At 68.0% G+C, this 26,080-nt stretch carries 23 protein-coding genes and 1 pseudogene; 11 read left to right on the forward strand and 13 right to left on the reverse strand.

The annotated features are described in order from the left end of the window. Window positions 1-24: 24 nt before the first annotated feature. Window positions 25-2,541 (forward strand): methyl-accepting chemotaxis protein, encoded by a 2,517-nt coding sequence (locus tag VD964_RS11865; protein WP_324868807.1) that lies wholly within the window; start codon window positions 25-27, stop codon window positions 2,539-2,541. Window positions 2,542-2,656: 115 nt separating this feature from the next. Continuing rightward, window positions 2,657-2,848, forward strand: coding sequence for a hypothetical protein (locus VD964_RS11870; protein WP_324868808.1), 192 nt, complete (start codon window positions 2,657-2,659; stop codon window positions 2,846-2,848). 9 nt (window positions 2,849-2,857) lie between these two features. Here the strand turns inward: VD964_RS11870 and VD964_RS11875 are convergent, their stop codons facing one another. The 3 genes from VD964_RS11875 to VD964_RS11885 all read right to left on the reverse strand — a co-directional run bounded on the left by VD964_RS11875 (window position 2,858) and on the right by VD964_RS11885 (window position 7,828). Further along, on the reverse strand, window positions 2,858-6,112 hold the full coding sequence (locus tag VD964_RS11875) for a leucine-rich repeat domain-containing protein (protein WP_324868809.1): 3,255 nt from the start codon (window positions 6,110-6,112) through the stop codon (window positions 2,858-2,860). Window positions 6,113-6,271: 159 nt separating this feature from the next. After that, window positions 6,272-6,853, reverse strand: a complete 582-nt coding sequence (locus tag VD964_RS11880) for a protein-tyrosine-phosphatase (protein ID WP_324868810.1) — start codon at window positions 6,851-6,853, stop codon at window positions 6,272-6,274. Between the two features lie 336 nt (window positions 6,854-7,189). Beyond that, window positions 7,190-7,828, reverse strand: coding sequence for a tRNA-uridine aminocarboxypropyltransferase (locus VD964_RS11885; protein WP_324868811.1), 639 nt, complete (start codon window positions 7,826-7,828; stop codon window positions 7,190-7,192). A gap of 432 nt (window positions 7,829-8,260) precedes the next feature. On the opposite strand from VD964_RS11885, the gene VD964_RS11890 reads away from it, so the two are divergent. Next, window positions 8,261-8,443: a hypothetical protein gene (locus VD964_RS11890; protein ID WP_324868812.1), complete on the forward strand. Its 183-nt coding sequence runs from the start codon at window positions 8,261-8,263 to the stop codon at window positions 8,441-8,443. A 20-nt stretch (window positions 8,444-8,463) separates the two neighbouring features. Here the strand turns inward: VD964_RS11890 and VD964_RS11895 are convergent, their stop codons facing one another. The 4 genes from VD964_RS11895 to VD964_RS11910 form a co-directional block, all read right to left on the reverse strand. After that, the gene (locus VD964_RS11895; protein ID WP_324868813.1) at window positions 8,464-9,387 is read right to left on the reverse strand and encodes a hypothetical protein; all 924 of its coding nucleotides are present in this window, start codon (window positions 9,385-9,387) and stop codon (window positions 8,464-8,466) included. 135 nt (window positions 9,388-9,522) lie between these two features. Beyond that, entirely contained in the window at window positions 9,523-9,963 is a 441-nt protein-coding gene (locus VD964_RS11900) for an SH3 domain-containing protein (RefSeq protein ID WP_324868814.1), read from the reverse strand. A gap of 387 nt (window positions 9,964-10,350) precedes the next feature. Next, window positions 10,351-11,766 carry an oxygen-independent coproporphyrinogen III oxidase gene (gene hemN, locus VD964_RS11905; RefSeq protein ID WP_324868815.1) on the reverse strand — a complete coding sequence of 472 codons (1,416 nt, stop codon included), beginning with the start codon at window positions 11,764-11,766 and terminating at the stop codon, window positions 10,351-10,353. Between the two features lie 69 nt (window positions 11,767-11,835). Beyond that, window positions 11,836-12,273: a DUF4112 domain-containing protein gene (locus VD964_RS11910; RefSeq protein WP_324868816.1), complete on the reverse strand. Its 438-nt coding sequence runs from the start codon at window positions 12,271-12,273 to the stop codon at window positions 11,836-11,838. A gap of 180 nt (window positions 12,274-12,453) precedes the next feature. Here VD964_RS11910 and VD964_RS11915 point away from each other — a divergent pair, with 180 nt between their 5' ends. From VD964_RS11915 to VD964_RS11925, 3 genes are all read left to right on the forward strand, one after another. Next, window positions 12,454-12,642, forward strand: coding sequence for a hypothetical protein (locus tag VD964_RS11915; RefSeq protein WP_324868817.1), 189 nt, complete (start codon window positions 12,454-12,456; stop codon window positions 12,640-12,642). A 208-nt stretch (window positions 12,643-12,850) separates the two neighbouring features. After that, on the forward strand, window positions 12,851-13,099 hold the full coding sequence (locus VD964_RS11920; RefSeq protein WP_324868818.1) for a hypothetical protein: 249 nt from the start codon (window positions 12,851-12,853) through the stop codon (window positions 13,097-13,099). Window positions 13,100-13,308: 209 nt separating this feature from the next. Beyond that, a complete protein-coding gene (locus VD964_RS11925) occupies window positions 13,309-14,028 on the forward strand; it encodes a TerC family protein (RefSeq protein WP_324868819.1) in 720 nt (239 codons plus the stop codon). 53 nt (window positions 14,029-14,081) lie between these two features. Here the strand turns inward: VD964_RS11925 and VD964_RS11930 are convergent, their stop codons facing one another. Both VD964_RS11930 and VD964_RS11935 read right to left on the reverse strand, forming a co-directional pair. Continuing rightward, the gene (locus tag VD964_RS11930) at window positions 14,082-14,492 is read right to left on the reverse strand and encodes a cyclic nucleotide-binding/CBS domain-containing protein (protein ID WP_310111485.1); all 411 of its coding nucleotides are present in this window, start codon (window positions 14,490-14,492) and stop codon (window positions 14,082-14,084) included. A gap of 133 nt (window positions 14,493-14,625) precedes the next feature. Then, window positions 14,626-15,840 (reverse strand): YbfB/YjiJ family MFS transporter, encoded by a 1,215-nt coding sequence (locus VD964_RS11935; protein ID WP_324868820.1) that lies wholly within the window; start codon window positions 15,838-15,840, stop codon window positions 14,626-14,628. A gap of 172 nt (window positions 15,841-16,012) precedes the next feature. Between VD964_RS11935 and VD964_RS11940 the strand changes: the two genes are divergently transcribed. The 5 genes from VD964_RS11940 to VD964_RS11960 all read left to right on the forward strand — a co-directional run bounded on the left by VD964_RS11940 (window position 16,013) and on the right by VD964_RS11960 (window position 20,661). After that, a complete protein-coding gene (locus tag VD964_RS11940) occupies window positions 16,013-16,945 on the forward strand; it encodes a LysR family transcriptional regulator (RefSeq protein ID WP_324868821.1) in 933 nt (310 codons plus the stop codon). 161 nt (window positions 16,946-17,106) lie between these two features. Next, complete coding sequence (fdxA, locus tag VD964_RS11945) at window positions 17,107-17,436, forward strand: ferredoxin FdxA (RefSeq protein ID WP_063635431.1); 330 nt, start codon at window positions 17,107-17,109, stop codon at window positions 17,434-17,436. Window positions 17,437-17,819: 383 nt separating this feature from the next. After that, the gene (locus tag VD964_RS11950) at window positions 17,820-18,320 is read left to right on the forward strand and encodes a CarD family transcriptional regulator (RefSeq protein ID WP_014248912.1); all 501 of its coding nucleotides are present in this window, start codon (window positions 17,820-17,822) and stop codon (window positions 18,318-18,320) included. 212 nt (window positions 18,321-18,532) lie between these two features. Then, entirely contained in the window at window positions 18,533-19,483 is a 951-nt protein-coding gene (locus VD964_RS11955) for a hypothetical protein (protein ID WP_324868822.1), read from the forward strand. A 281-nt stretch (window positions 19,484-19,764) separates the two neighbouring features. Next, window positions 19,765-20,661 carry an RNA polymerase factor sigma-32 gene (locus VD964_RS11960; protein WP_324868823.1) on the forward strand — a complete coding sequence of 299 codons (897 nt, stop codon included), beginning with the start codon at window positions 19,765-19,767 and terminating at the stop codon, window positions 20,659-20,661. A gap of 212 nt (window positions 20,662-20,873) precedes the next feature. Here the strand turns inward: VD964_RS11960 and purH are convergent, their stop codons facing one another. The 4 genes and pseudogenes from purH to VD964_RS11980 all read right to left on the reverse strand — a co-directional run. Then, window positions 20,874-22,478 carry a bifunctional phosphoribosylaminoimidazolecarboxamide formyltransferase/IMP cyclohydrolase gene (purH, locus tag VD964_RS11965; RefSeq protein ID WP_324868824.1) on the reverse strand — a complete coding sequence of 535 codons (1,605 nt, stop codon included), beginning with the start codon at window positions 22,476-22,478 and terminating at the stop codon, window positions 20,874-20,876. Between the two features lie 272 nt (window positions 22,479-22,750). Next, the gene (locus VD964_RS11970) at window positions 22,751-24,418 is read right to left on the reverse strand and encodes a heparinase II/III family protein (protein ID WP_324868825.1); all 1,668 of its coding nucleotides are present in this window, start codon (window positions 24,416-24,418) and stop codon (window positions 22,751-22,753) included. A gap of 180 nt (window positions 24,419-24,598) precedes the next feature. Then, window positions 24,599-25,894, reverse strand: a complete 1,296-nt coding sequence (gene rsmB, locus VD964_RS11975; RefSeq protein WP_324868826.1) for a 16S rRNA (cytosine(967)-C(5))-methyltransferase RsmB — start codon at window positions 25,892-25,894, stop codon at window positions 24,599-24,601. Window positions 25,895-25,947: 53 nt separating this feature from the next. Next, window positions 25,948-26,080 (reverse strand): annotated as a pseudogene (locus VD964_RS11980) (ISAs1 family transposase); the annotation flags it as partial.

The following is a 26,080-nucleotide window of genomic DNA, read 5'->3' on the forward strand; positions in this document are numbered from 1 at the left end:
CACCGCAGACCAAGGCATTTGACCATGCAGAACGCCAGTTTCGCCGGCCGATTCAAGGTGGGCACCCGCATCCAGGTGGGTTTCCTTCTGATCCTCGCCCTTCTCACCCTGGTGGCCGCACTGGGCGTCCGGTCGCTGTGGACGGTGGAGGAGGGCTTCACCCGTTATGCGTCGATCTCCGACAACTCGATCAGAATCTCGGACATCGACAGCCTGGTCGCGAACATGCGGCGCAACGTGGTCAACTACTCCTTCTCCGGCAACGATGCCCTGGTCGCCCCGACCCAGGCGCAGCAAAGGACCTTGTCCGAAATGCTGCGGACCTCGCGGGACGCCACGCTGGATGAGGGGCGCCGCGCCCTCATCGCCCGCATGTCGCAGAAGGTCGACAGCTACAGCGCCAACTTCGCCCAGCTGGTGAAGCTGCGCGAGCAGCGCGACCGGCTGGTGTCGGACGAGCTGGTGCCGCTGGGCGTCAAGGCGCGCGAGGGGCTGAGCCAGGTGATGGCCGGCGGGATCGCCGCCGGCGACTTCGAATCCTCCGCCTATGCCGGCCAGGCGCAGGAATCGCTGATCCTCGCCCGCCTCGCCGCCCAGCGCTTCCTGACCGATCCGACGGCAAAGGCCGAGGAGGAGGTGCGCACCCGCGTAGAGGCGTTCATCAAGACCGCGACCGCACTGACCGTCCGTCTGACCGACCCGGCGCAGAAGCGCGCCGCGGAGGATGCGGTGCAGACCGCAAGCCGTTACCTGGACAGCTTCAGGCGCGTCGTCACCGCCGTCGGCGATGCCCAGACGTTGGCCTTCGTCACCATGGTGAAGGAGGCGGAGGAGTTCGGCGAACTGGTGGAGAAGACCGTCGCCTCCCAGACCGACTCGCGCAAGGCTGTGCTGACCGGCGCGCAGACCGACATGGAGCGCACCACCACCCTGCTGATCGGCATGGCGGTCGGCGCCTTCGCCATCGGTATCCTGATCGCCCTGGTCACCGCCCGCTCCATCGTCCGTCCGGTGGTGCAGATGACCGGCACGATGACGGAACTGGCCGCCGGCAACCTCGCCGTCGATGTCCCCGCCCTGGAGAACCGCGACGAGATCGGCCACATGGCCAAGGCGGTCCTGGTGTTCAAGGAGAACGCCGTCGAGAAGAAGCGGATGGACGAGGCCGAGCGCGAACGGCTGGAGGCCGAGCGTCGCGCCGCCGAGGCCCAGCGCGCCCGCGAGCAAGCCATCGGCGAGGAGATCGCCACCCTGATCGACGCCGTGTCGAAGGGCGACCTGGAGCGCCGAATCGATCTGGCCGGCAAGGACGGCTTCTACAAGACGATGTCGGAAGGCATCAACCGCCTGACCGACACGGTGGAGGCGGTCATCGCCGACCTGGGCGAGGTGCTGAGCGCGCTGGCCCAGGGCGACCTGAACCGCCGCGTCACCCGCGACTACCAGGGCGCCTTCGAGCGGGTGAAGACCGACGTCAACGCCACCTCCACCCGGCTGGCCGAGATCGTCGGGCAGATCACCCAGGCGGCCGAGACCATCGCCGCCGCCGCTGCCGAGGTGTCTCTCGGCTCCTCCGACCTCGCCGACCGGACCGAGCAGCAGGCCTCCTCGCTGGAGGAGACCGCGGCCAGCATGGAAGAGCTGGGGGCGACCGTGCGCTCCAACGCCGACAACGCCCAGCGCGCCAACGTGATGGCGACCCAGGCCCGCGGCTCCGCCGAGTCGGGCGGCGGCGTCGCCGGCTCCGCCATCGAGGCGATGCGCCGGATCGAGGAATCCAGCCGCAAGATCACCGACATCATCGGGGTGATCGACGAGATCGCCTTCCAGACCAACCTCTTGGCGCTGAACGCGGCGGTCGAGGCTGCGCGCGCCGGCGATGCCGGACGCGGCTTCGCCGTGGTGGCGCAGGAGGTGCGGCAGCTGGCCCAGCGCTCCGCCCAGGCGTCGAAGGAAATCAAGGGTCTGATCCTGGACAGCGACGCCCAGGTCAAGGACGGCGTCGATCTGGTCAGCAAGGCCGGCGACGCGCTGCAGGGCATCGTGTCGGGCGTGCAGCAGGTGGCGACCCTGATCGCCGAGATGGCCTCGGCCTCGGCCGAGCAGGCGACGGCGCTGGACGAGATCAACTCGACCGTCGCCAACATGGACGAGATGACGCAGAAGAACGCCGCCCTGGTGGAGGAGACCACCGCCGCCGCCCAGGCGATGAGCGGTCAGGCCGGCGACCTGAAGGCGCTGGTCGGCTTCTTCAAGTTCGACCAGGCCGCCGGTTCCGGCTATGGCGCGGCGCCCCATGCCATGACCGGCACCTACTCCGCCCCGGCCACCCGCCGCCCCTCGGCCCAGACCCAGACCCTGGCCCGCGGTACGGCCGCCAAGCCGGCGGCGAAGCCTGCCGCCCGCGGCACCGGCGGCGCCCACAGCCATGTTGCGGCCAAGCCCGCGGCCCGCACCGATGCCCCGGCGCGCGGCACTGCGACGGCGGTTCCGGTGCTGAAGCACAGCGTCAGCGACGACGACGATTGGAAGGAGTTCTGAGTGGCAGGGGTAAGTCGGCCTTTGCGCTAAAAGCCTGAATTAACGAATCGGTGGGGATTGCGTGCTGCAATTCCCGCCGATTTCATTTTTTGCGCTCTCGTCCCTGGAGGACACCATGTCCCGCCGCCCCCTCAGGCACCGCCTTCTCCCCCTCGCCGCCCTGCTGCTGCTCGGCGGCTCGCTGGCCGGCTGCGGTGCCGTCACCGGCGTGGCCGGCGGCGCCGTGAGCCTCGCCGGCACCGCCGTGGACATCGCCGGCACGGTGGCCGAAACCTCGGTCGACGTGGTGACCTACCCTCTGCGGTGAGGCGGAGCGTCAGGCCGGCGGGTCGTCGAAGCCGTATTGGACGAGTTCCTCAAGATTGCCCGGCCGCAGGATGCTGTTCATCGTCGCCAGGATGTCGGCGACGTTGAGATAGTAGGTCTGCATCCGGCGCAGTTCGGCGTTACCGTCCTCGCCCAATGCGGTGGGGCCATGTGTTTGGGCGATTTCGTTCAGTTCGTCGTATTCTTTTTTCCAATGGATCGCCCACTTGGCCCGATCTTTCGCTGCGCGTAGCGAAACGTCGGGCGTGACATAGACCCGAACCCGGTCGAGGAAGGCCGCGTTCTCGAACCGGCTGGTCCGCCATATCTCGCTCAATTCGAACATGCAGTTGGGCGAGCGCAGGTAACGGTCACTGAGAATCACGAAGATGCGGTCGCCCGCACCGATCCGGCGCATGAAGGCGGTAAGGCTATCGCCGACCCTCAATTCTTCCTTGTCGCGCCGGATGATGCGTCCACGCTCTTTGGCCTTCGCGCACAGATCATTGATGAATGTCGTGTGCGCCCTGCCTTCCGGACTGTCGTCGCTCCAGGCATAGGAAACATACCAGTTGGGACCGGCGGGCGCGGTTTCCTGCTGCGGCGGCTTGTCGAAAACCAAGGGTATTTCTTCCCGTTCGGGTTTGCTGCGCTTGGGATGGTCCACATTCTCGGCCCGCAGGCCGATGCGGCTTTGCGCCCGCTCGACGATCTCGATCAGGCGGTCGAGCAGCAGGGCGGCTTGCCCCTTCTGGGTCCGCACCCGAATTTCGCCCTGCCAGGGCTCCGGACCGGTCGGCACCTGTTCGATGCGCAGGCGGCTGCCACAGATCTTTTCATAGCCGCAGAGCCCGCCCTTCCAGTAGAGCGCGCGGTCGCCGGCCTTTTCGCCGATCTCCGCCATGATGGTGCGGATCAAGCCGTCATGCAGCAGGGGATAGCGGAAGACCGCCTGCTCCGTCGGCTGGTCCTCGTCCCACAGCCCGCCGAGATCGGCGCGGACGCTGTCCTCCGCCGGCAGCAGGTCGGGGGCGATGTATTCCACCACCCGCTCCCGGCCGTCCGGGATCTCGCGGTGTTTGAAGCAGATGCCGCAGGACAGCATCATGCTGACGAACAGTTCCCGGTCGGCCGGCAGATGGTCCTCCCACACCAGCCGGTCGAGCAGGTCGCGGGTGAAGCGGCCATTGTTGTGGCGGATCTGCTGCAAGGCGCCGCGGTCGCGGTCGAAGACGGCATAGATCGCCTCCAGCGCCCAATTCTGGTCCAGCACGACATGGTTGTGGAACAGTCCAGGCCGATAGAACACGGTGCCTTCAGCATCCAGCCACACCAGCAGAGCCTCCGGCGAGGACACGTCGTCCTTCTCGGCACAGATCGCCGTGAACGCCTCCATGGTCAGCAGGCGGTGGCGCCGTTCGGCGGGCGGGCGGGCTTCGTCCTCGTCCCGCATCTGCTCCAGCCGGCGCTGGACCCGTAGACGGCCGGCACCGACCTTCGCCACCCCCAGCCGGTCCGGGTCGCGCATCCAACCAACCGCATCGCGCAGGCAGTCCCTGAGGGCGTCGAAACGCCGTCCGGTCTCGGCGCTGACCCTCAGGATGTCGCAGTAGCGGTCGGGGGCGTTCAGCAACTCGTCCGGGGCGGGGGGACGGGCTTCCTCCTGGTCCTTGCGTTCGCACCGGGTCTGGATCACCAGACGCGGGCTGTAGCGGTGCCCCTGGTGATGCGCCACCGCCAGCCAATAGGGCAGCGGCTGGTTGCGGAACTCGAGCCCGCCATACGTATGGGTCGGCTCGTCTTCGACCTCGCGCGCCCACACCACGGCCAGCAGGGCCGGGCTGCTCAGGAACAGCGCATGCGCGCCGTGATAGATGTCCTGGCCGCCGAAATCCCAGACATGCAGACGGATCTGCGACTCCCCGTCCAGATCGATCCGCCCGATCCGGATGCCGTGGGTCGAGACCGACTCGGACTCGAACGGCAAGCCGGCCAGTTTGCGGGCGATCTGCGTCTTGCCGACCCGGCCATTGCCGAGCAGCAGAAGCTTCACGGTTGGGACGACCTCCTCACCGGCTTTGATGAGGTCAGCCCAATGGGCACACAGCCGATCCAGGCAGTCGTCATAAGGTTCCTGAGACAAGACCCCTGCCGTGGGAATGCCGGGAATTTCTACATTCCAAAGATACAAGCGCTTCAAGCTGCTCAGACCGCTGAGCGGGGACAAGTCGCTCAAGGCCGTGTTGGAACAGTCCAAATGCTGCAAGCTGTTCAGACCAATGAGCGGGGACAGATCGCTCACCGATGTGCTGGAACAGTACAATTGCTGCAAGCCGCTCAGACCGCCGAGCGGGGACAGGTCACTCACCGATGTGCCGGAACAGTTCAAATGCTGCAAACCATTCAGACCGCTGAGCTGGGACAGGTCGCTCACCGACGTGCCGGAACAGTTCAAACGCTGCAAGCCATTCAGACCGCAGAGCGGGGACAGGTCGCTCACCGATGTCTCGGAACAGTTCAAATGCTGCAAGCCATTCAGACCGCTGAGCGGGGACAGGTCATTCACCGACGTGCCGGAAAAGAACAACTGCTGCAAGCCGCTCAGACCGCTGAGCGGGGACAGGCCACTCACCGACGTGCCGGAAAAGGACAACTGCTGCAAGCCGCTCAGACCGCTGAGCGGGGACAGGTCGCTCACCGACGTGGCGGAACAGGACAACTTCTGCAAGCCATTCAGGCCGCTGAGCGGGGACAGGTCGCTCACCGACATGGCGGAACAGTCCAACTCCTGCAAGCCGCTCAGTCCGCTGAGCGGGGACAGGTCGCTCACCGACGAGCCGGAACAGTTCAACTGCTGCAAGCCATTCAGACCGCTGAGCGGAGATAGGTCGCTCACCGACGTGGCGGAACAGTCGAAATGCTGCAAGCTGCTCAGACCAATGAGCGGGGACAGGTCGCTCACTGACGTATCGGAACAGTTCAAATGCTGCAAGCTGTTCAGACCGCTGAGCGGGATTAAACTCGTGATATCCGACGCATCAGTTATTAAAATTCTGAGAAGTCCAAAAGATGAAAACCTATGTTGCTGGGCGCGAATTTTATTCCCAACAAAATCATCCCACCAATCCGCCCCCAAATCCAATTCCTGGAGATGAGTCAGGGCGAACAGTTCCTCCGGCAGCCATTCCAACTCCAGGTTCCGCAGGCTCAGCCGTCCGGTCCGCTGCTCCGCTTCCTCGGCGATGCGCTCCAGCGCGATCACCATGCCGTCCTGCTTCGGAGTCTTCTCAGTTACCATAAGTTCCACTGCCCGGACCTTCGACACCGCCGCCGCTCGATCCGATCAGTTTAGCACAATCCCCGCATACCCTCCATGGACGGATCAACGTCTTGCGGTGATCCGTCCATGCGGTGGTTACAGCCCTCAGTCGATCAAATCCTCGACCTCGCGGACGCGGCCGTTGTCGATCATGAACTGGACCAGTTCGGGGCGCTGCTTGCCCAGCGTGAAGTGACGCTGGCGCACCGCGGCGACCAGTTCGCCGCGGCGGCCGAGGATGTCGTCGGCGAATTCGGTCATGCGCAGGTTGGGCCAGGTCTGGGCGCGGATGGCGACCACGGCGGCGACCGCGTCGGCGGCCGGGCGGTCGGGCTGGGCCTGGGCCAGGATCATGGTCAGGGCGGCGGTGGAACGCGACACGCCGGCATGGCAGTGGACCAGCAGATGGCGGCAGTCCACCGGATCGGTCAGAAGGTCGCGGCCGAAGGCCAGGATGCGCTCCACGTCCGCGCGTTCCGGCGCGATCTGGCCGCGGGTCGGCTCGATGATGTCGTGGAAGCGCAGTTCCAGCCGCTCATGCTCACCGTAATCGCCGAAGTCGCTCGGCTCGGTCATCTCGGGATCGAGAATGGACAGCACATGGCTGACCTTGCCGCCGCCGAAATTGCAAAGCTCGCTGAGACCGCAGACGGTCAGGCCGAAGGGAACGAAATCGCTGGCCATCATTCTCTCGTTCGATTGCGGATAAGGGGGAAGCGCGGGGCCGGGGGCCGCATTTGGCACCCCGCGCCGCGCCCCCGTCAACCCGGCAACCGTTCGTATGCGGGCCACTTTGCCCGGATAAGCCCGATCAGAACACGTTGAACAGGTACAGCAGGATGATGATCGGGATCGGAATGCCGACCAGCCACAGCAGGATGCCTTTCATGGCGCGTCTCCTTCCTTCGGTCTGATGGATGTCGCGGCCGGTCCGGTCCCGGCCCTCTCATCCATCATCAACGGCCGAGCCGCCGGTTCGTTGCAGCGGCGCGACCGACTGATAAAGAGATGCGCCGAAGGAGATCAGTCCTCCCCGCCGCCATCGCCGCCGCCATCCGCATCGTCGCCGGCATCGTCCCGTGGGGGCTGCGCAGGGCGCGGACGGGGCTGGCGCAGCTTCTTCAGCAGCAGGGAGAAGGGCTTCAGCGCGGTATCGAGGATCGCCTGATCGCCCTCCAGCCGCGACAGCAGGAAGGCGCCGGCCTCCAGTGTGGAGACGCTGTCACGCCGCGGCTCCTTGCGCGCCTGCCCATAGAGCGAGCGGAACTGCGGATTCAGCACGATGCGGCGGCACTTCAGCAGCCAGGCATTGCGCCACCACAGGGTCTTGGCCTGGCTCCAGGTGCCGTCCAGGACGATGACGCCCTCCAGATCCTCCAGGATCTCGGCGCTGTCGCGGAGCGGCTGGCCGTTCTTGTCGACCACCGCCACCTCGGCCCGCGGGGCGCCACCCTCCTGCACCGGCCCGAGATACAGCACGCCCCAGCGCTTGGGATCGACCTCGCGCCCCAGGATGCGCTTCAGCCCCGGCCAGCTCAGCCCGACCTTTACCATCGAATTGGCGAACTGCAGATGGGCGATCTGGGCGGTGCCGAGATTCTCCCGCTTCTCCTGCGGGTGCTGCAGGATCAGCAGGAACACGCCGTTGTCGATCGGCTGCACTGCCTCGCAAATGCACAGGTGATTAGGTTTTAGGCAGTTGGGGCAAGATTCGGGGGCGGGGGCGCTGTGCATGGGAGGTACGCATTCCTTGAAGAGGATTGGCCGCGAATATGGGTTGGAATGGCGCGGAAGGGAACACATCTCACTCGCAGAGCGGCGGCTGCCGACCGAACGGTGACCGCCGCCACGGCATGTACGACAGATCCCCCCAACCACACCCCGTGTCATACCGGTTCATCTGGGTTCAAAGTGGCTTCGTATAAACCGTTTGTAGAGACTTATTCGTGTGTCATGGACCTCGTGTGACGCGCTTAACAGCTGGCCTGGAACTTGCGTAGTTAATATCCAGGCAAACAGGACGACGGGTGGGCCAGGACCGGCCTTTGTCAGGCTGATCCGCGGTGCCATCCGGCGCTCAGAAGGAGACCTGCCATGCTGCCCGCCCACCTTGCCGACCGCCTGCTGAAGCAGCGCCGCGATGCCGACACGGCGGAATTCGCCCGCCAGCTGCCGCTGTACGCGCCGCTGGACGCTGACGACCCGCGCTGGATGACCGAGCCCGACGAATCGGAACAGGCCGCCCGCCGCGAGCCCGATTGGGCGACCGACTACTGAGCGGCAACTCCTGACGGCACTCACCGGCCGGCGGCAGCCGGGCGGTGACCCGACAGACCGCTCTCCCGGCTTGACTGTCGGGTGTCGGACATCTGCCACCGGTTTCCGGCCCTGGGATCTCCGATGTTGGGCTCTCCGATGTTGGGATCTCCGGTGTTGGGTTCTCCGGCATCGCGCCAGCCCTCCTCCTCGCGGATGAGGGTCCAGCGGCCCGGACGGCCGCCACGGCAGCGTTCCAGCGCGACGGACCAGCGGGGCGCTCCCAATCCCGGCAGGCCTCCGGCCGGGCGCGGGGCCCTATCCTCCTCCTCATCCTGGCTGGGTGCCGCATCCAGCCGCCAGCGGGTCACCGCGGCGCTGAGCCCCTCCGGCCCCTTATCGCTCCACCGCCTGTTCCTGCAGGCTGGCGCTCCGGCGCTCAGGTCCAGCAGGAAACCGGTCACCCCCGACGACTCGGCGGCCAGCTGCAACCGTCGGCTGGCGGTGAGGTCCACCCCCTCCAACTCGCCCAGCACCGCCGACAGGGCGGAACAGCGCAACGCCTCCTCCATCGCCCAGAGCGCATCGACCGCCCGCACCGCCCGTACCGCCACCAGCCGGTCCGGCGTCAGCCCATGGGCCGCCAGACCCGGCGCATAGAGGTCGCGCCCCCGCAGGATCCACAATGCCGGAGCCTTCGGCGTCGCCAGCCGGCCCAGCAGAGTGGCGGCGAAGCCGGTGCCCGCACCCGGATCCTCCGCCGTCACCGCATGCAGGCAGCCCAGCGGCAGGCCGCCGTTGGGCAGATGCGCGTCGATCGCCTCCACCCCGAACGGCAGCGTCCGCCCGCCCTCCCCGCCCGTCCCCTCGATCCGCCGGATGTGTGCGCGCAGGTCGGCCAGCACGCCGGCACGATCGCGCGGCGCAGAGTCCGCAGGCACGGAAGGGGACGGCAGGGTGGACATGACTCGGCTCCGCTCGACAGGCATATGTTCCTGATATGTTCTATCACGGAGCCTTGTCGAGGGGGAGTCTGCGACTCCTGTCTTGTGTTGGGATAGGATCCTGGGGCCGGATGTGCCGGGACCAGATCGCCCAGGTCAGTTGGCGATGGGTGTGGCGCCGATCTTGCCGCGCGGTGCCGCCTTGATGGTCGGGCCGGCATTGTCGACGGGCTTTTCCAGGGTGGTGGAGGTGCCGCGGCTGCCGCGCGGCGTGTTGCCCTTCAGGCTGAGCAGGTGCAGCCGGACATAGGCGGTGGAGCCGCCGGCCTTCACCGCCACCCAATCGCTGTTGCGCACCCGGCCCAGCGTGCTGACCGCCTGCCCGGCGCCCAGCGTGGCGACGACGCCCGACCCGGCGGCGGGCTGTGCATAGACCGGGGTCGATCTGTCCACCTGCCATTCCCCATACATCGGCTCCAGCCCGGCCCCGCCGTCGGGCGCGGTGCGCACGGTCGGCGGGTTGGGAATGCGCTGGTACGGCATGCAGCCGGGAACCGTCAGCGTGACCAGGGCCACCATCAGCGGAAGGGTACGCAAACGCCGGATCATCGCTCACCTTGGAGGGGGCAGGGTGAAGGCAGGAAAGGCCGCGGGGCCTTCGGCGCGACCATACAGGAGGCAGGCTCCTCTTCGCCACCGCAGCGCAACCAGGATCGCTATGCGCTTTTTGGGGCGGTCGGACCCGAAGCCGGAGCGCAGGGATTCACCCCCGGCCTGCGTATCTCGACAATCGGGCACAGCTCCGACACCGGCCGGACGGCCATGTCGCAGAGCGAACTTCGATACAAGGCATCGACGAGGTTGCCGCGTAGACGTGTGGGTTCGGATGCGCGGCACGGGAAAAGGCGGTCGGCGGGTGGCGCCGGCCGCCTTTTCTTTTGGAAACGCCCGTCAGACCGCCCGGTCCGTCAGACCGCCCGGCCCTCAAACCGCCCGGCTGTGCCGGCCGGCACCCTTGGACAGGTGGGTGTCGAAGCGGGCGGCGACGATGCGCATCAGCGGGCGGGCGCTCTCCGGCACATGGACACGCCGTCCCTCCACCACCGCGACGCCGTCGGCGACCAGATCGGCCATGCCCTCCAGTTCTGCGTCGAAGGCGGACTCGGTCAACCCGTGGGCACGGGCGATGGCGGCGGTGTCGACCGACAGGTCGCACATCAGCCGCATGATCAGATCGCGCCGCACCTTGTCGTCCAGGGTCAGCGCGATGCCCTTGCCGGTGGGCAGGCGGCCTTCCTCGACAGCGGCGGCGTAATGGTCGAAGGGCACGGCGTTCTGCACATAGCCCTGCGGCAGCGCGCCGATGGAGGAGGAACCGAAGCCCAGCAGCACCTCGGCGTCGTCGGTGGTGTAGCCCTGGAAATTGCGGCCCAGCCGCCCTTCCTCCTGCTGCACCGCCAGTTCGTCACCGGGACGGGCGAAATGGTCGAGACCGATGGCGCTGTAGCCGGCGGCGGCCAGCGTGTCGCCGATGGCGGCGAACTGCTCCCACCGTCCCAGCGAGTCGGCCAGCACGGATTCGTCGATCTTCTTCTGGTGGGTCTTCATCCACGGCACATGGGCATAGCCGAAGACCGACAGGCGGTCGGGCGCCATCTCCAGCGCGATCTCGGCGGAGCGGGCGACGCTCTCCACCGACTGGTGCGGCAGGCCGTACATCAGGTCGAGGTTGACGCTGGTGATGCCGGCCTCCTTCAGCCAGGCCAGCGCCTGTTCGGTCACGGCGCGCGGCTGGACGCGGTTGATCGCCTGCTGCACCGTCTCGTCGAAATCCTGCACGCCCAGCGAGGCGCGGTTGACCCCGGCGCGGCCCAGCGCCGCCGCCATCTCCGCCGTCAGGGTGCGGGGGTCGATCTCCACAGCCAGTTCCGCATCGGCGGCCACGTCGAAGCGGGTGCGCAGCAGCGCGATCATCGCCTCGAAATCGCCGGGCGCCATCATGGTCGGGGTGCCGCCGCCGAAATGGATGTGGCGCACCGCCAGCCGGCCGGGAATGCGGTCGGCCACCATGGCGATCTCGCGCCGCATATGGCCGAGATACTCGGTGATCGGCTCATAGCGGGCGACGATCTTGGTGTGGCAGCCGCAGTACCAGCACATCTTCTGGCAGAAGGGCACATGCAGGTAGAGCGATCCGGAGCGCGCGGGATCGATCGCCTCCAGCCAGCCGCCATAGACGTCGCCGTTCACCTCGGGCGTGAAGTGCGGCGCGGTCGGGTAGCTGGTGTAACGCGGCACCCGCAGCCCGTCATACTTGGCGAGCAGCGCGGCATCGACACCGTGGGAACGGGACGGATTGGCGGGGGCCGGCTGTACGGCCAGAGCGGTGATGGCGTTCATGAGCGACAGAGTGCCGCAGCCACCCCACCCCCGCCTTGATCCACGTCAAGATCACAGGGGCCGGTGCTTTCAGCGCTTCGTCCCGGCGGCGGCCAGACGCTGCTCCAGATGCTCGTGCAGCAGGTTCAGGTTGGCGCGGTTGGCCTTGAAGGCGATGTCGAACACGGTCCCCACCACCGGGATCGACCCAGCCGCCCAGTCCAGCGCGACGTTGAAGGCCATGCGGGCCAGCAGCGCCTTGGGCAGGTCGAAGCGGGCCGCTTCCATGATGATGTAGGCCGAGACCACGGCGGTCGCGGTATCCCCCGCCACCGGCACGATGCTGGCGATTCCGTCCAGCCCGATGGGAATGCGGGTGAAGGGAATGCGCCAGCGGCTGTCCATCAGCCGGGTCAGGCGGCGAAGCCGCTCCAGCCGCTGGAAATCGATGGGGACGGTGCTGCCGGAGCCGCCCGGCGGGAGGTCTTCGGCAAGGTCGCGTCGGCGTGTGCGGATGGCGTCGATCATCGCAAGTCCCCCGATCAGTCGGTCCCGCGCCTGACGCGCGAATCCCCGCAAGGGAAGAACCCGTCACCGCCCCCGCGGGTTCCGCACGCGACGCGCAAAGTTCGCACCACAAACAAATACCATGGCCGGATATCCCTGCCGACAATCTTCAACCGCTGCCTTCAACCACCGCGGCTTCAGATGTCGATGGCCGCCGGGACGGCCATGCCGCTCACGGCCGCCCACATCCGCGATGCCCGGCAGCATCGCATCTTGTCTTTCCATGCGGTTGATCGATTGGAAGACATGGAGCTGCCAGGCTTCCGTTGGAGGTCGCTGAAAGCGAAAGATGCAGATGCCGCCGCCGACAGACACGACGCGGCGAATTGACGCGCACGATCATCTAAGCCGCTGCCTCTGCTCGGATTTTCCGAATCGAATACTTTCCTCTCCCGCGGCTTATGCCTTTTGAACGCTGGCAGCGCCTGCAACCCCTGGACACAATACAGCCAACGCATCAGCAAGGCCGCGGGGACGTTCAATCCCGCGGCGCGGGGGCAAGGCCGGCAAACGGCCGCCCGTTTCGGAGGAAACGACCATGACCACTCTCTATTGCGCCTGCTGCGGCAGGCCGTTCGTCCGCACGTCCGCGCGCGGTCCGGCGCCGCGCTACTGCTCACAGGATTGCCGCCTGCAGATGGCGGTACGCCGCCGCGCCTGGACACCCCGGATGGAGGCCGGCAGGCCCGACAACGGACGGATGGACAACGGACGGATGGACAACGGACGGATCGAGACCGGCCGGACGGACGCTGCGGCCTGGGGGCGCCGGGCCTTCGGATCCTGATCGGCCCCGCATCATTCCTCTTGCATCAGCCGCCCGGCGTCCCATCTCCGCCGGAGCGGCTATAACCGAATTCCTGCGGCTAAATCGCTCCCGCCCCTCTTGCAGCGGGCGGGAACCGACCTCATCTGCGCGCGGTCACGCTGGCGCCTTGCGGTGCCGGCGCACATTTCCCTGACAGCGCCCACCGACCGCCGGAGCCCCGCTTCTTCATGCTCGACCTGCTCGCAGACCCGAATGTCTGGGCCAGCCTTCTGACGTTGACCGCGTTGGAGATCGTGCTGGGCATCGACAACATCATCTTCATCTCGATCATGGCGTCGAAGCTGCCGCCCGAACAGCAGCAACGCGCCCGTCAGGTTGGCCTGGCGCTGGCGCTGCTGACGCGCCTGGCCCTGCTCGCCTCCATCGCCTGGGTGGCGCAGCTGACCCAGCCGCTGTTCACCATCGCCGGATGGGAGGTGTCGGGCCGCGACCTGATCCTGGTCCTGGGCGGCCTGTTCCTGCTGGCCAAGGGCACGCTGGAGATCCACCACACCGTCGAAGGCCATGAGGAGGGAGGCACGGCGCCGAAGCACGCCACCTTCACCTCGGTGGTCGTCCAGATCATGTTCCTGGACATCGTCTTCTCGCTCGACAGCGTCATCACCGCCGTCGGCATGTCCGACCATCTGCCGGTGATGGTCGCGGCCGTGGTCATCGCCATGGCGGTGATGCTGTTCGCCTCCGGCCCGGTCGGCGACTTCGTCAACCGTCACGTCACGGTGAAGATGCTGGCGCTGTCCTTCCTGCTTCTGGTCGGCGTCGCGCTGGTGGCGGACGGCCTGGGCTTCCACATCCCCAAGGGCTACCTGTACTTCGCCATCGCCTTCTCCACCCTGGTGGAGGCGCTGAACCTGCTGGCGCGGCGCAAGGCGAACCCCGGGCATTGAGGCCGCATCGAGGTCAAGGGGGCACGCGCTTGGCGCGGCGCCCCCTTCTTCCATCACGCCTCGGCGCGTTCGGCCATCATGTGCTCGTAGGCGACCTTGAACAGGTCGCGGATCGACACGATGCCGACAGCGCGCTTGCCCTGGGTTATGGGCAGGTGGCGGTAATGCTTGTCGTGCATCAGCTTCAGCGCATCGACCGCGTCGGCGTCGGGCGGCAGGCTGTCGGGGTTGCGGGTCATCACCGTCCCCACCTCCACCGCCGACGGGTCGAGGTCCTTCGACAGGACCTTGTTGTTCAGGTCGCGCTCGGTGACGATGCCGATCAGCGCGCCATGGTTCACCACCAGCACCGCGCCGATGTTCTTGTCGGCCATCATCTTCGACACGGTGGCGACGGAGGTATCCTCCGGCACCAGGATCAGTTCCTGCGCCTTCACGACGTCCGGAACCAGCTTGCGTTTCATGGACTCCCCCAGGGTCTGGTTGTTGTGGACCAGACTGTAGCCAAAGCGGACGATGGGGGAGAACAGCGGTATTGCTGCGGGCGCGGCGCCGATTGTCGCAGGCAAACCTTACGAATACTTACGAATTGTTGGGCTAGGCATTGGGGGTGGCCAGCGCCGGTCCTGCCGACGACCGCCGCCCGGCGATCACCATGCCGGCCGCCAGCAGCACCGCGCCGAGCAGCACGGCGGCGGCGGCCCCCAGCAGCGCGGCGTTGAAGCTGCCGGTGTGCGTCACCACCAGCCCGGCGGGCAGCGGCCCGATGATCTGGCCCAGCCCATAGGCGGCGGTCAGCGCTCCAACCACCTTGGCCGATGCGCCGGCCGACAGCTGCCGTCCCAGTGCGAAGGCCTGCGACACGATGCCGACGAAGGTGCCGCCGAACAGCAGGGCGGAGACGACGGCGACCGTCGGCGAGCCGGTCATCGGCAGCAGGATGGTGACCGCCTGCGTCAGGTGCGCCAGGATCAGCGACCACCAGCTGCCGGTCCGCCGGGCGACCGCGGCCCAGAACACCCCGGCGCCGATCGCCCCCAGCCCGGCCACCATCCAGGCCGCCTCGCCCACCGCGGCGGTGCCGGGATCGGTCTTCAGGATCGACACCAGGAAGGTGGCGGACACGATGTAGCCGCCGCCCTCCAGGAAATAGGCCAGCGTCAGCAGCAGAAGCGGGGCCGACAGCCCGCCCGCCCGCGCCGCGGCGGCGTTGCCCGCCGTCCCGGCCGCGGCGGCTTGCGGCTGCGGCGCCGGATCGCGCACCCAGAGGCCGGGCAGCAGCCCCAGCACCGCGCAGATCGCCCCCAGCGCCAACCAGTCGCCGGCCCAGCCCAGCCGCCCGCCGAACAGCGCCACGAACAGCCCCGACGAGGCGATGCCGAGCCCGACCCCGGTATAGAGCCAGCCGGCGAAGCGTTCCCCACCCTGGCGTGCCAGCGTGTCCAGCACCATGGCGATGCCCAGGATGAAGATGCCCGCGCTCGACACCCCTGACAGGAAGCGCAGGACCAGCCAGACCGGCATCGCCTGCCCGGCATCGCCCAGGTCGAGCCCCATCGCCGCAGTGGTGGCGACGCTGAGCAGCAGCGACAGCCGGAACACGGCGGTGCGCGCGGCGCCGTGCGGCACCAGCCCCATCCCCAGCGCGCCGACGAAATATCCCAGATAGTTCAGCGAGGCGAGCAGCCCGGCGCCGTCGGCTCCCAACCCGGTGGCCGCCTGCATCGCCGGCAGGATCGGGGTGAAGGCGAAGCGCGCAACCCCCATCGCGATGGCAAGCCCGATCACGCCGCCGACCAGCACCCGAACCATGATCCACGCCCTCTCGGTTTTCGGCCGGCTCGTTGGACCAGGGACTGTTCGGCCAGCCGATTGATTCGATCATCCATCATGGCTGCCGCCCGGCCCTCATTTCCAATGAATTGTTCTGATGGTAAGCTCCACTCCCAGTGATGGGTGCCATGCGTTTGCAGGAGGCGTCGCGATGGATCTCGCCGGTTTGCGGGTGGTGAAGGCGGTGGCCGATACCGGCAGCGTCAGCCGGGCGGCCGAGGCGCTGAACTGCGTGCAGTCCAACGTCACCGCGCGCGTCAAGCGGCTGGAGGAGGATTTGGGCGTCGACCTGTTCCTGCGCCTCAGCCGCGGGATGGAGCCGACGCCGGCCGGGCGCGTGCTGGCCGGCTATGCCGACCGGGTGCTGCGGCTGGTCGCCCAGGCCCGCGACGCGGTGGCGGAGGCAGCCGGGCGCGGCGGGCGGCTGTCGGTGGGCAGCATGGAATCGACCGCCGCGGTGCGGCTGCCGCCGATCCTGGCCCGCTTCCACCGCGACCATCCCGACGTGGAACTGACCATCGCCCCCGGCCCGACCGAGACCCTGCTGGCCGAGGTGCTGGCCGGGCGGCTGGACGGCGCCTTCGTCGGCGGCGAGGTGGAGCACCCCGACCTGACCGCCCGGCGCATCTTCGACGAGGAGCTGGTGCTGGTCGAACCCGCAGCCGGCCTGACCACCGACAGCGCGCGGCGCACCCTGATCGTCTTCGGCCGCGCCTGCGCCTATCGCGGCCGGGCCGAGATGGCGATGCGCGAGGCCGGTCGCGTGCCCTTCCGCGTCATGGAATTCGGCGCGCTCGACGCCATCCTCGGCTGCGTCGGCGCCGGCATGGGGGTGACGGTGATGCCGCGGTCGGTGGTGGAGCGCGATCCCTGGCGCGAGTTGCTGGCGGCGCGGCCGCTGCCCGACACGCTGGCCCGCATGCCCACCCAATTCGTCCGCCGCGCCGACGCCATCGAGACGGGCAGCCTGCGCGCCTTCCTGGCGGCTGTGTCGGACGGTGCCCCCGTAAACGATGCCATTGGTGGTGCGACAGGGTCGCCCACATCACGCGCAGGGTTGAACGGCTTGTCGGCGGCGTGCTAGGCAGGCGCGGGTTGGCCATCCGGCCCGGTGCCACGCGCGTGACCTTTTGGAAACGGCTTCGATCCGCCCGCAAGGAGCACCCTTTGGGGATGCCCTTTGGGGCGATACCGGAACAGCGACGCGCGGCCGACACCGCAGGCCGGAACAGCGGAGAAGAGATCATGCCCTACGTCGTCACCGACGGCTGCATCAAGTGCAAGTACACCGACTGCGTCGAAGTCTGCCCCGTGGATTGCTTCTACGAGGGTGAGAACATGCTGGTCATCCACCCCGACGAGTGCATCGACTGCGGCGTGTGCGAGCCGGAATGCCCGGCCGAGGCGATCGTCCCCGACACCGACGACCGCGCGACCAAGTGGCTGGAGCTGAACCGCGACTATTCGGGCCAGTGGCCGAACATCACCCGCAAGAAGGACGCGCCGGCGGACGCCGACGAGTTCAAGGGCGTGGACGGCAAGTTCGAGAAGTTCTTCTCCCCCAAGGCGGGCTGAGACCGAACCAGCGGATGCGGCCCGGCTTGCCGGGCTTCCCCAGGGAAAACCCACGACTCTTCCGAGTCGGGCCGCATCAACCGATTGCATCCGCCGATGTTGCCATGCAAAATCGACGGGTCGGCCATGGCCGGGCGATGGACGATTTCCGCCCGGGTGCTTGCGCGTTCCCTTTGTAACTCGGGCGTAACATCGCTATAATGCGCGCCCGGAGCCGGCCTCCGCGCCATTGCCGGTTTTCCCTTCGCTCAAGGACTCGTGGCTTTTGTGATCGTCGTGGATGGGCCCCATCCCCACGGCGCCATAACTGTCCGGGGTCCTTTTTCGTCCCTTCCACCGGGACGGCAAAATGGCGTGATCGCGAGAAGTGAGAGCCAATCCAAATGTCGAACAAGCTTGACTTCGAAGCCGGTGACTTCGTCGTTTATCCGGCTCATGGCGTCGGTCGGGTCGAAGGGATCGAGACCCACAGCATCGCCGGACTCGAGGTTCAACTCTACGCGATCACGTTCGAGAAAGAGCGGATGACGCTCAAGGTTCCCGTCACCAAGGCGCGCAACGCCGGCCTGCGCCGCCTGTCCTCCAAGGACCGCATCAAGGTCGCGCTGGAGACGCTGCAGGGCCGTTCGCGCGTCCGCCGCACCATGTGGAGCCGCCGCGCCCAGGAGTATGAGGCCAAGATCAACTCCGGCGACCCGGTGTCCATCGCCGAGGTGGTGCGCGACCTGTACCGTGGTGCCGACCAGTCCGACCAGTCCTACAGCGAGCGCCAGATCTATCAGGCCGCCCTGGAGCGTCTGGCCCGCGAGCTGGCCGCCGTCGAGAAGATCGACGAGACCAAGGCGACGGAGCGTCTGGAGTCGGTGCTGTCCAAGGCGGCCTGACGCCGGGGCAGGATACGTTCCGAAAATCCGTCCGTGACACGAACGGGCGCGCGGCTGCTACGTCAAGCCGCGCGCCCGTCTCGTTTTTTCACCTTTGTTTCGGCGGCATGACACGCCTAAACTCCCCGCCGCCTTCCGGCTCCGGCACTTGCCGGCACCACCGGACGGGCCGCTGACACCGGCTTCGCGAACGACGTCGAAGGGGATCGAGTTTGGGTCTGCCGCCGCGCCTTGGTCATCCCGCCCGCCATGCCGGGACCATCGTCGCCGCCGTCGAGGACGACAGCCGCTTCGCGTCGCTCGGCCGTCCGCGCCGCGTCTGGGCCATCGGCGCGATCCATGCCCAGCCCGACCGGCTGGACGTGATCCACCATGCCATCGGCCAGCGCTTCCGCCCCGGCGACCGGCTGGTCTATCTCGGCAACATGATCGGCTTCGGCGACGAGGTGGTGGAGACCATCGACCGGCTGCTGGCCTTCCGCATCGCGCTGCTGGCGATGCCGGGCATGATCGCGTCGGACATCGTCTATCTCCGCGGCCAGCAGGAGGAGATGTGGCAGAAGTTGCAGCAACTCCACTTCGCTCCCGATCCCCGCACAGTCCTGGACTGGATGCTGCGCCAGGGCGTGGCGCCGACGCTGGCGGCCTATGGCGGCAACCTGGAGGCGGGCATGGCGGCGGCGCGCGGCGGTGCCGTGATGCTCGGCCGCTGGACGCGTGAGCTGCGCCAGTCGATGGCCGCCCATGCCGGGCACGAGGCGCTGTTCAACGCCCTGCGCCGTGCCGCCTACACCGGCGGCCCGGTCGGAAGCCCGACTGGAATCCCGGGCGGCGATGGGACGGATGACGGAACTCCCGGCGCCAGCAGCCGGGGCGGCGGCAGCCTGCTTCTGGTCAACGCCGGCATCGACCCGCGGCGCCCGCTGACCGGCCAGGGCGATGCGTTCTGGTGGGGCGGCGCCGCCTTCGCCCGGCTGGACCAGCCCTATGGCGCTTTCCGCCGTCTCGTGCGCGGCTACAACCCTCTCTGGTCGCCTGAAGACCCCAGCGTGGAGGTCGGCCCGGTGACGGTGACGCTGGACGGCGGCTGCGGCCGTGGTGGGCACCTCGTCTGCGCCTGCTTCGATTCTTTCGGCGAGATGCTGGACCTTTTCCAGGTGTGACCCACCCTTAGGTCCAGCCCGAACCTTCCGCCCGTCCATCCTGTCCCCGCATACCGCTCCCGCCATCCTCCGGAATGCCATCGAATAGGCCTCCGGCAAAAATCGTCCATCCCTTGTGATCCGTTCCCCCTACACCTGCGTATGATTCCGCAACAGGGCGCGCTCATGCTTGTTGTGTAACCCGACGGCATCGACCGGGGGCGGGCGGCAACGGCGAAGACCCGAAAGTACGGGGATATGCGAAGGAACACGATGCCGCCCAGACGGGAAGGAAGGGACGGATGGCATACATCGACGATCCGGAGACTCAGCGTGCAAATCTGAGCTTCATCAAGGCATCCATGCGCGAACCGTTGCTGTCGCGCGACCATGAATTCGACCTCGCCCGAAAATGGCGCGAAGGGAATGACGAACGCGCCCTGCATCAGCTGGTTCGGGCCTATACCCGTCTGGTGGTGGCCACCGCGTCCCGTTTCCGCAACTACGGCCTGCCGATGGGCGATCTCGTCCAGGAGGGCAATGTCGGCCTGATGCAGGCGGCCAGCCGCTTCGAGCCCGACCGCGAGGTGCGTTTCTCCACCTACGCCGCCTGGTGGATCCGTTCGGCCATGCAGGACTACATCCTGCGCAACTGGTCGATCGTGCGGACCGGCACCACCGCCGCGCAGAAATCCCTGTTCTTCAACCTGCGCCGCCTGCGCGCCAAGATCGACAGCGCCACCCAGAACGGCAGCGGCGCGCCGCTGACCAGGGAAGGCCGCGAGTGGATCGCCGGCGAACTGAAGGTCGAGGTATCCGAGGTCGAGGCGATGGAAATGCGGCTGTCCGGCTCCGACCAGTCGCTGAACACGCCGGTGGCCGACGGCTCCGACGACGACTGGCAGGACTTCCTGGCCGACCAGCGCCCCTCGCCGGAGGATGTGGTGATCGGCATGCGCGACGCCAACACGCGGTCGCAGTGGCTGGCGGAGGCGTTGGGCGAACTGAGCCCGCGCGAACGCACCATCATCCGCGAACGCCGGCTGCGCGAAGAAGGCGCCACGCTGGAGGAACTCGGCCGCGAACTGGGCGTCAGCAAGGAACGCGTGCGCCAGTTGGAGCATCGGGCACTGCTGAAACTACGGCAGTCGATGCTGAAGCGGGTCGAGGATTCCGACGACCTGCTGGCGGAGGCGTGAAACTTACGGCCCCCTCCCCATCCCTCCCCCGCTCTCAGCGGACCTTCGGTCCGCCTGTCGCGTCAGCACAAAGCGGAGCTTTGTGCGAGAGCTTCGCGGGAGAGGGGGTAGGATGCTTGTGAGCGTAACGAAAATGCAAAGCGGCGGCAGTCCCCTCTCCCGCGAAGCGGGGGAGGGTTAGGGAGGGGGCAACGACAAAGCCCCCCACCCCCTCAATGCCGGAAGTGCCGCATTCCGGTCAGCACCATCGCCAGACCCTTCTCGTCCGCGGCGGCGATCACGTCGTTGTCGCGGATCGAGCCGCCCGGCTGGATCACCGCCGTCACACCCGCCTCGGCAGCGGCCAGCAGGCCGTCGGCGAAGGGGAAGAAGGCGTCCGACGCGACGACCGAGCCCTTGGTCAGCGCCTCCGGCAGGCCGGCGGCCTTGGCGGCTTCGGCCGACTTGATGGCGGCGATGCGGGCCGAATCGACGCGGCTCATCTGGCCGGCGCCGACGCCCACCGTGGCGCCGTTCTTGGCATAGACGATGGCGTTCGACTTCACGTGCTTGGCGACGCGGAAGGCGAAAAGCAGGTCGGCCAGCTCCTGTGCGGTCGGGGCACGCTTGGTGACGACCTTCAGCTCGGCCGGGTTGACGCGGCCGCTGTCGCGGTTCTGCAGCAGGAAGCCACCCGACAGCTGCTTGATCATCATGCCGGGCTCGGCCGGGTTTGGCACGTCCTTGGTCAGCAGCACGCGCAGGTTCTTCTTGGTCGCCAGCAGGGCACGGGCGGCCTCGTCGGCGTCCGGGGCGATCACCACCTCGGCGAACAGCTTGGAGATCTCCTCGGCCGTCTCGGCGTCCAGGCTGCGGTTGACGGCGATGATGCCGCCGAAGGCGCTGACCGGATCGCACAGCAGGGCCGAGCGGTAGGCCTCCAGCAGGTTGGACCCTTGCGCCACGCCGCAGGGGTTGGCGTGCTTGATGATGGCGACGGCCGGCTGCTCGAACTCCGCCACCAGCTCGAAAGCGGCGTCGGTGTCGTTCAGGTTGTTGTAGGACAGCTCCTTGCCCTGCAGCTGCACGGCGGTGGCGACACCCGGACGCTTCTCGCCGGTGACGTAGAAGGCGGCCTGCTGGTGCGGGTTCTCGCCATAGCGCAGGGTCTGGGCCAGCGCGCCCGACAGGGTGGTGCGCGGCGGGAAGGTCTCGCCCAGCTGGCCGGCCAGCCAGGTGGAGATGGCGGCGTCGTAGGCGGCGGTGCGGGCATAGGCGCGCTGGGCCAGCTTGCGGCGCAGGGCCAGCGTGACGCAGCCGTCATGGGTCGCGAGTTCGTCCATCACCGCCTCGTAGTCGGACGGCTCGGTGACGATGGCGACGAAATCGTGGTTCTTGGCGGCGGCGCGGATCATCGCCGGCCCGCCGATGTCGATGTTCTCGACGCAGTCGTCATAGGCCGCGCCCTTGGCAACCGTCGCCTCGAACGGGTAGAGGTTGACCACCACCAGATCGATGCCGGGGATGTCGTGCTGGGCCATCGCGTCGGCATGGATGTCGCGGCGGGCCAGGATGCCGCCATGAACGCGCGGATGCAGCGTCTTGACGCGGCCGTCCATGATCTCCGGGAAGCCGGTGTGGTCGGAGACTTCCCGGACCGGCACGCCGGCCTCGGCCAGACGCTGGGCCGAACCGCCGGTCGACAGGATCTCGACGCCGCGGGCGGCGAGCGCCTTGCCCAGTTCCACCAGACCGGCCTTGTCGGACACGGAGATCAGGGCGCGGGTGATGCGGACCTTGTCGGGAGCGGGGGCGTGGTTGGCTTTGGGCGGGCTCATGGCGTCATCCTGATCGCTGCGGGTGTTGCGCAAGACCGCAGGCAACCGGGGAGACCCGGACAAGCACGGAAGAAGAAAAGCACGGACGGCCACGGAAATGCCGCTCAGCTGTGCTTATCCCTGCCTGCCCCCGGCGATGCCGGTCCGGACGGACATGGATAAGCACGGCGTGAAGAGTCCCGTGGTCGTCCGTGCTCCAAATCCCGTGTTCATCCGTGTTTCCACGCCTTCTCCCGAAGGGTATAGGCCCGGCCACCGCGGATGGGCGCGATTTACGCCGCCTTGCGCTCGCGGCGCAAGGCCCATTTCACCGTCAGGCCTTCGGGGCCGCATTGTCCCTGCATCATGATCTGCCGGGTGCGGCGCGGCTCGTCCCCGCTGCCGAGATAGACGCTCTCCGCCACCTCCAGCACGGCGCCGGTCACCCGCATGCGCCAGGCATTGCCGCTGGGCAGGCGCAACAACACCTGATCGTTGCTTCCATTCCCCGGCCCCTGCACCGGCACCACCTCGACATTGGGATGCAGGTGGAAGCGAATGGCGTAGGGCTGCGGCTGCGGCGTGGCGCCGATCACCGGTTCCAGCGTGTCCTCGCCGCGCAGATCCTCGCCATTGTCGGCCAGATAGACGCGGCGGCGGTGCAGAAGGCCGAAGCCCTTGCTGTAGCCGTTGTGGCTAGCGACCACCAGCATGGCGCCGTCCGATTCCTGCCGCTCGCAATTGACATTCGTCGGCCGGCGGCCCAGCCCGCCCTTCTCCAGAACCTCCGACGAGTTGGTGTCGGCGACCACCATTGTGGAATGGGCAGATGTCCCGGCCAGCGCCGCACGCCAGGGGCCGCGCTGGGACGGGTGGCTGCCGCAATTGACGATCAGCCGCTCCTTGTTGACGGAGACCTCCATCGACAGGGTGCCGGCATGGGCACTGCGGTCCAGCCCCACCGGCGGCGGCGCGCCGGTGTCGAGCAGCACCAGGGTGCGCCCGGCGAGCAGCCGTTCGAACCCGGTGTGCGGCGCGCTCTTCAGCGGACGGCCGCGGGCGTCGGCCTGGGCCAGCACCGTGTCGATCAGCGCCGGGTCCTCCTCCCGCCCGCCGTTGAACAGGGCGAGCCCGCCATCGACGTGGCGGAAAAAGCGGAGCGCCGGCGTCATGCGGTCGATGGCATGCTGGAGGCTTTCCGGCACCTCCTCCCTCGCGACGCGCAGAACGGCGCGCATGTCGATCAGGTCGCGCAGAACCCGCATCTGGATCGACGGGTTGCGCTCCACATGGCCGCCGTCGGGCAGGATCTGGCGCGGCAGCTCCTTGTCGAGCAGGCGCAGCGCCTCCCGCGCCGCCTTGTCCTGGTCGGGCAGGCAATAGCCGCCATAGAGCAGGCCCTTGATCGCGCCGATCAGCCGCTCGCCGTCCAGCTTGGCCGGTGCCACGCGCAGCAGATGGCGAAGCTGGCGCGCCATGCTCTCGAACACCCGGGCGCGGAACTCGTCGTCGGCGGACGCGCAGTAGAAGTCATGCAGACCGATCCAGCTGGCCAGCCGCGTGCCCAGCACGTCGGGCGCCCAGCTCTGCGCATGCCAGCCGCCATTCTGGTCCAGCCACGACCACACAAGCACCCGCGCCCGCCGCCGCGCGGTGTCGCCGCCGACCGCGCGCAGGTCGCGCAGCCATTCGAAGCCGTGGGCGGCGCGCAGCCAGCCCGGGCTGGCGCCCTGGGGCCGCCAGTTGGGCGCGCCGTTGGGGTCGACCATGACCGCCTGTCCGGCGAAGCCCATCCGGCCGGCCAGCATGGCGTTGCCGTTGCCGGTGTCGCCCGGCCAGGGATCGGGCGGGACCACCGCCAGCGCCCCCGGCGCCTTGCCGCCCAGCATCAGGGCGTAGAGGGGATTCCCATAGGCAAGGCGCGCCATGCCGCTGCGAAACCGTCCGTTCCCGTCGCCCATCAGCGCCAACTCCTTCAGGACCGCGAGCGGCGTCGGCGGCCGGCGGAGGGTGATGATGCGGTGCGGGAGAACACAGACGAAAGCATAGGTCGTGTCGTATCAATTCGCCGCCCGCACCGCAAGACGGGCCTGGGATTTATCCCCCGCTGCGGAACGGATACGGCCTTAATCCGGGCGCCATCAGTCCGGGCGACGGCGCAGCCGTGCGACGAAGAAGCCATCGATCCCGCCGAGATCGGCCAGCATCCCCGGAAGGCTGCGGACCTCGCCGGCCTCGTTGATCGGCTCGGACAGGCCGCCGAGTTCCTCGGCGGTGACCGGCCAGCGCTCCACCCGCCTGTCCTGGTCCAGCAGGCGGGCGATCTGCGCCTCGCCCTCCTCCGGCTGGATGGAGCAGGTGCAGTAGACCAGCGTGCCACCGGGCTTGACCAGCTCGACCGAGCGCGCGAGCAGTCGCGACTGGGCACGGGCCAGCTTGGCGATATCGTCGGGCGTCTTGACGCGCAGGATGTCGGGATGGCGCCGGATCGCCCCGGTCGCCGAGCAGGGCGCGTCGAGCAGCACGGCGTCGGCCGGCTCCTCCGGCTCCCAGGTCGCGGCGTCGGCGGCCAGAACCTCGGCCTCCAGCTTGAGGCGCTTCAGATTTTCGGTGACCCGCTCCAGCCGGCGGGCCGAGCGGTCGATGGCGGTGACCTGCGCGCCCTGCACCACCAGCTGCGCCGTCTTGCCGCCGGGGGCGGCGCAGAGGTCGAACACCCGCTTGTCCCGAAGATCGCCGAACAGCTTGGCCGGCAGCGAGGCGGCGAGGTCCTGGATCCACCACTCCCCATCCTCGAAACCCGGAAGCTCGATCACCGATCCGCCGGGCGGGCGGCGCAGCGATCCGGTCGGAAGCAGGGTGGCGCCCAGCCGCTCGGCCCAGCCCTCGGGGTCGGACTTCACCGTGATGTCCAGCGGCGCCTCGTGCAGGTGCGCCTCGACGATGCCGCGGGTGCGGGCGGTGCCATAGGCGGACCGCCAGGACAGCCACAGCCAGTCCGGCGTGTTCAGCCGCCCGGCATCCTGCCGCGCCGCCATCTCCACCCCTTCGCGGCCGATCCGGCGCAGCACGGCGTTGATCAGCCCCTTGTAGGGAGCGGCATTGCGCGCCGCCGCCAGTTCCACCGCGGTGTCGACCGCGGCATGGGCGGGAGTGTTCAGGAACACCAGCTGCGCCGTTCCCAGCCGCAGCATGTCGTGGATGGCGGCCTTGGGCAGGCCCGGCTTGGCGAGGCTCGACTGGATCAGCTCGTCGATCTGGCCCAGGCGGCGCAGGACGGTGGCGACCAGCAGGCGGACGAAGCCGCGGTCGCGCGGCTGCAGCGCCGCCAGTTCGGGATGCGCGTCGAACGCGTCGTCGAAGGGAACGGACTTGCGCAGCACGTCGCGCAGCAAGTCGAGCGCAACGCCGCGGGCGGCGAGGGAAGTGTCGGTCATGGATAAGGATCTAGCGCGCCGGACGGCCACTGTCGATACGGGATGCCCCAGGGTCATCGCATTTGGCCGAGGATTGATCTGGCGAAATCGTCGGACCATCCTGAGCGTTTGCGCTTGCGTCGGATGGAGACGTCTGGGCGTGCTCGGTTTAAGACGTTGAGGGCGATCTTGCGCAGTGTGGCGAGG

The sequence above is a fragment of the Azospirillum sp. genome, from assembly GCF_035628975.1.
Taxonomy (GTDB): domain Bacteria; phylum Pseudomonadota; class Alphaproteobacteria; order Azospirillales; family Azospirillaceae; genus Azospirillum.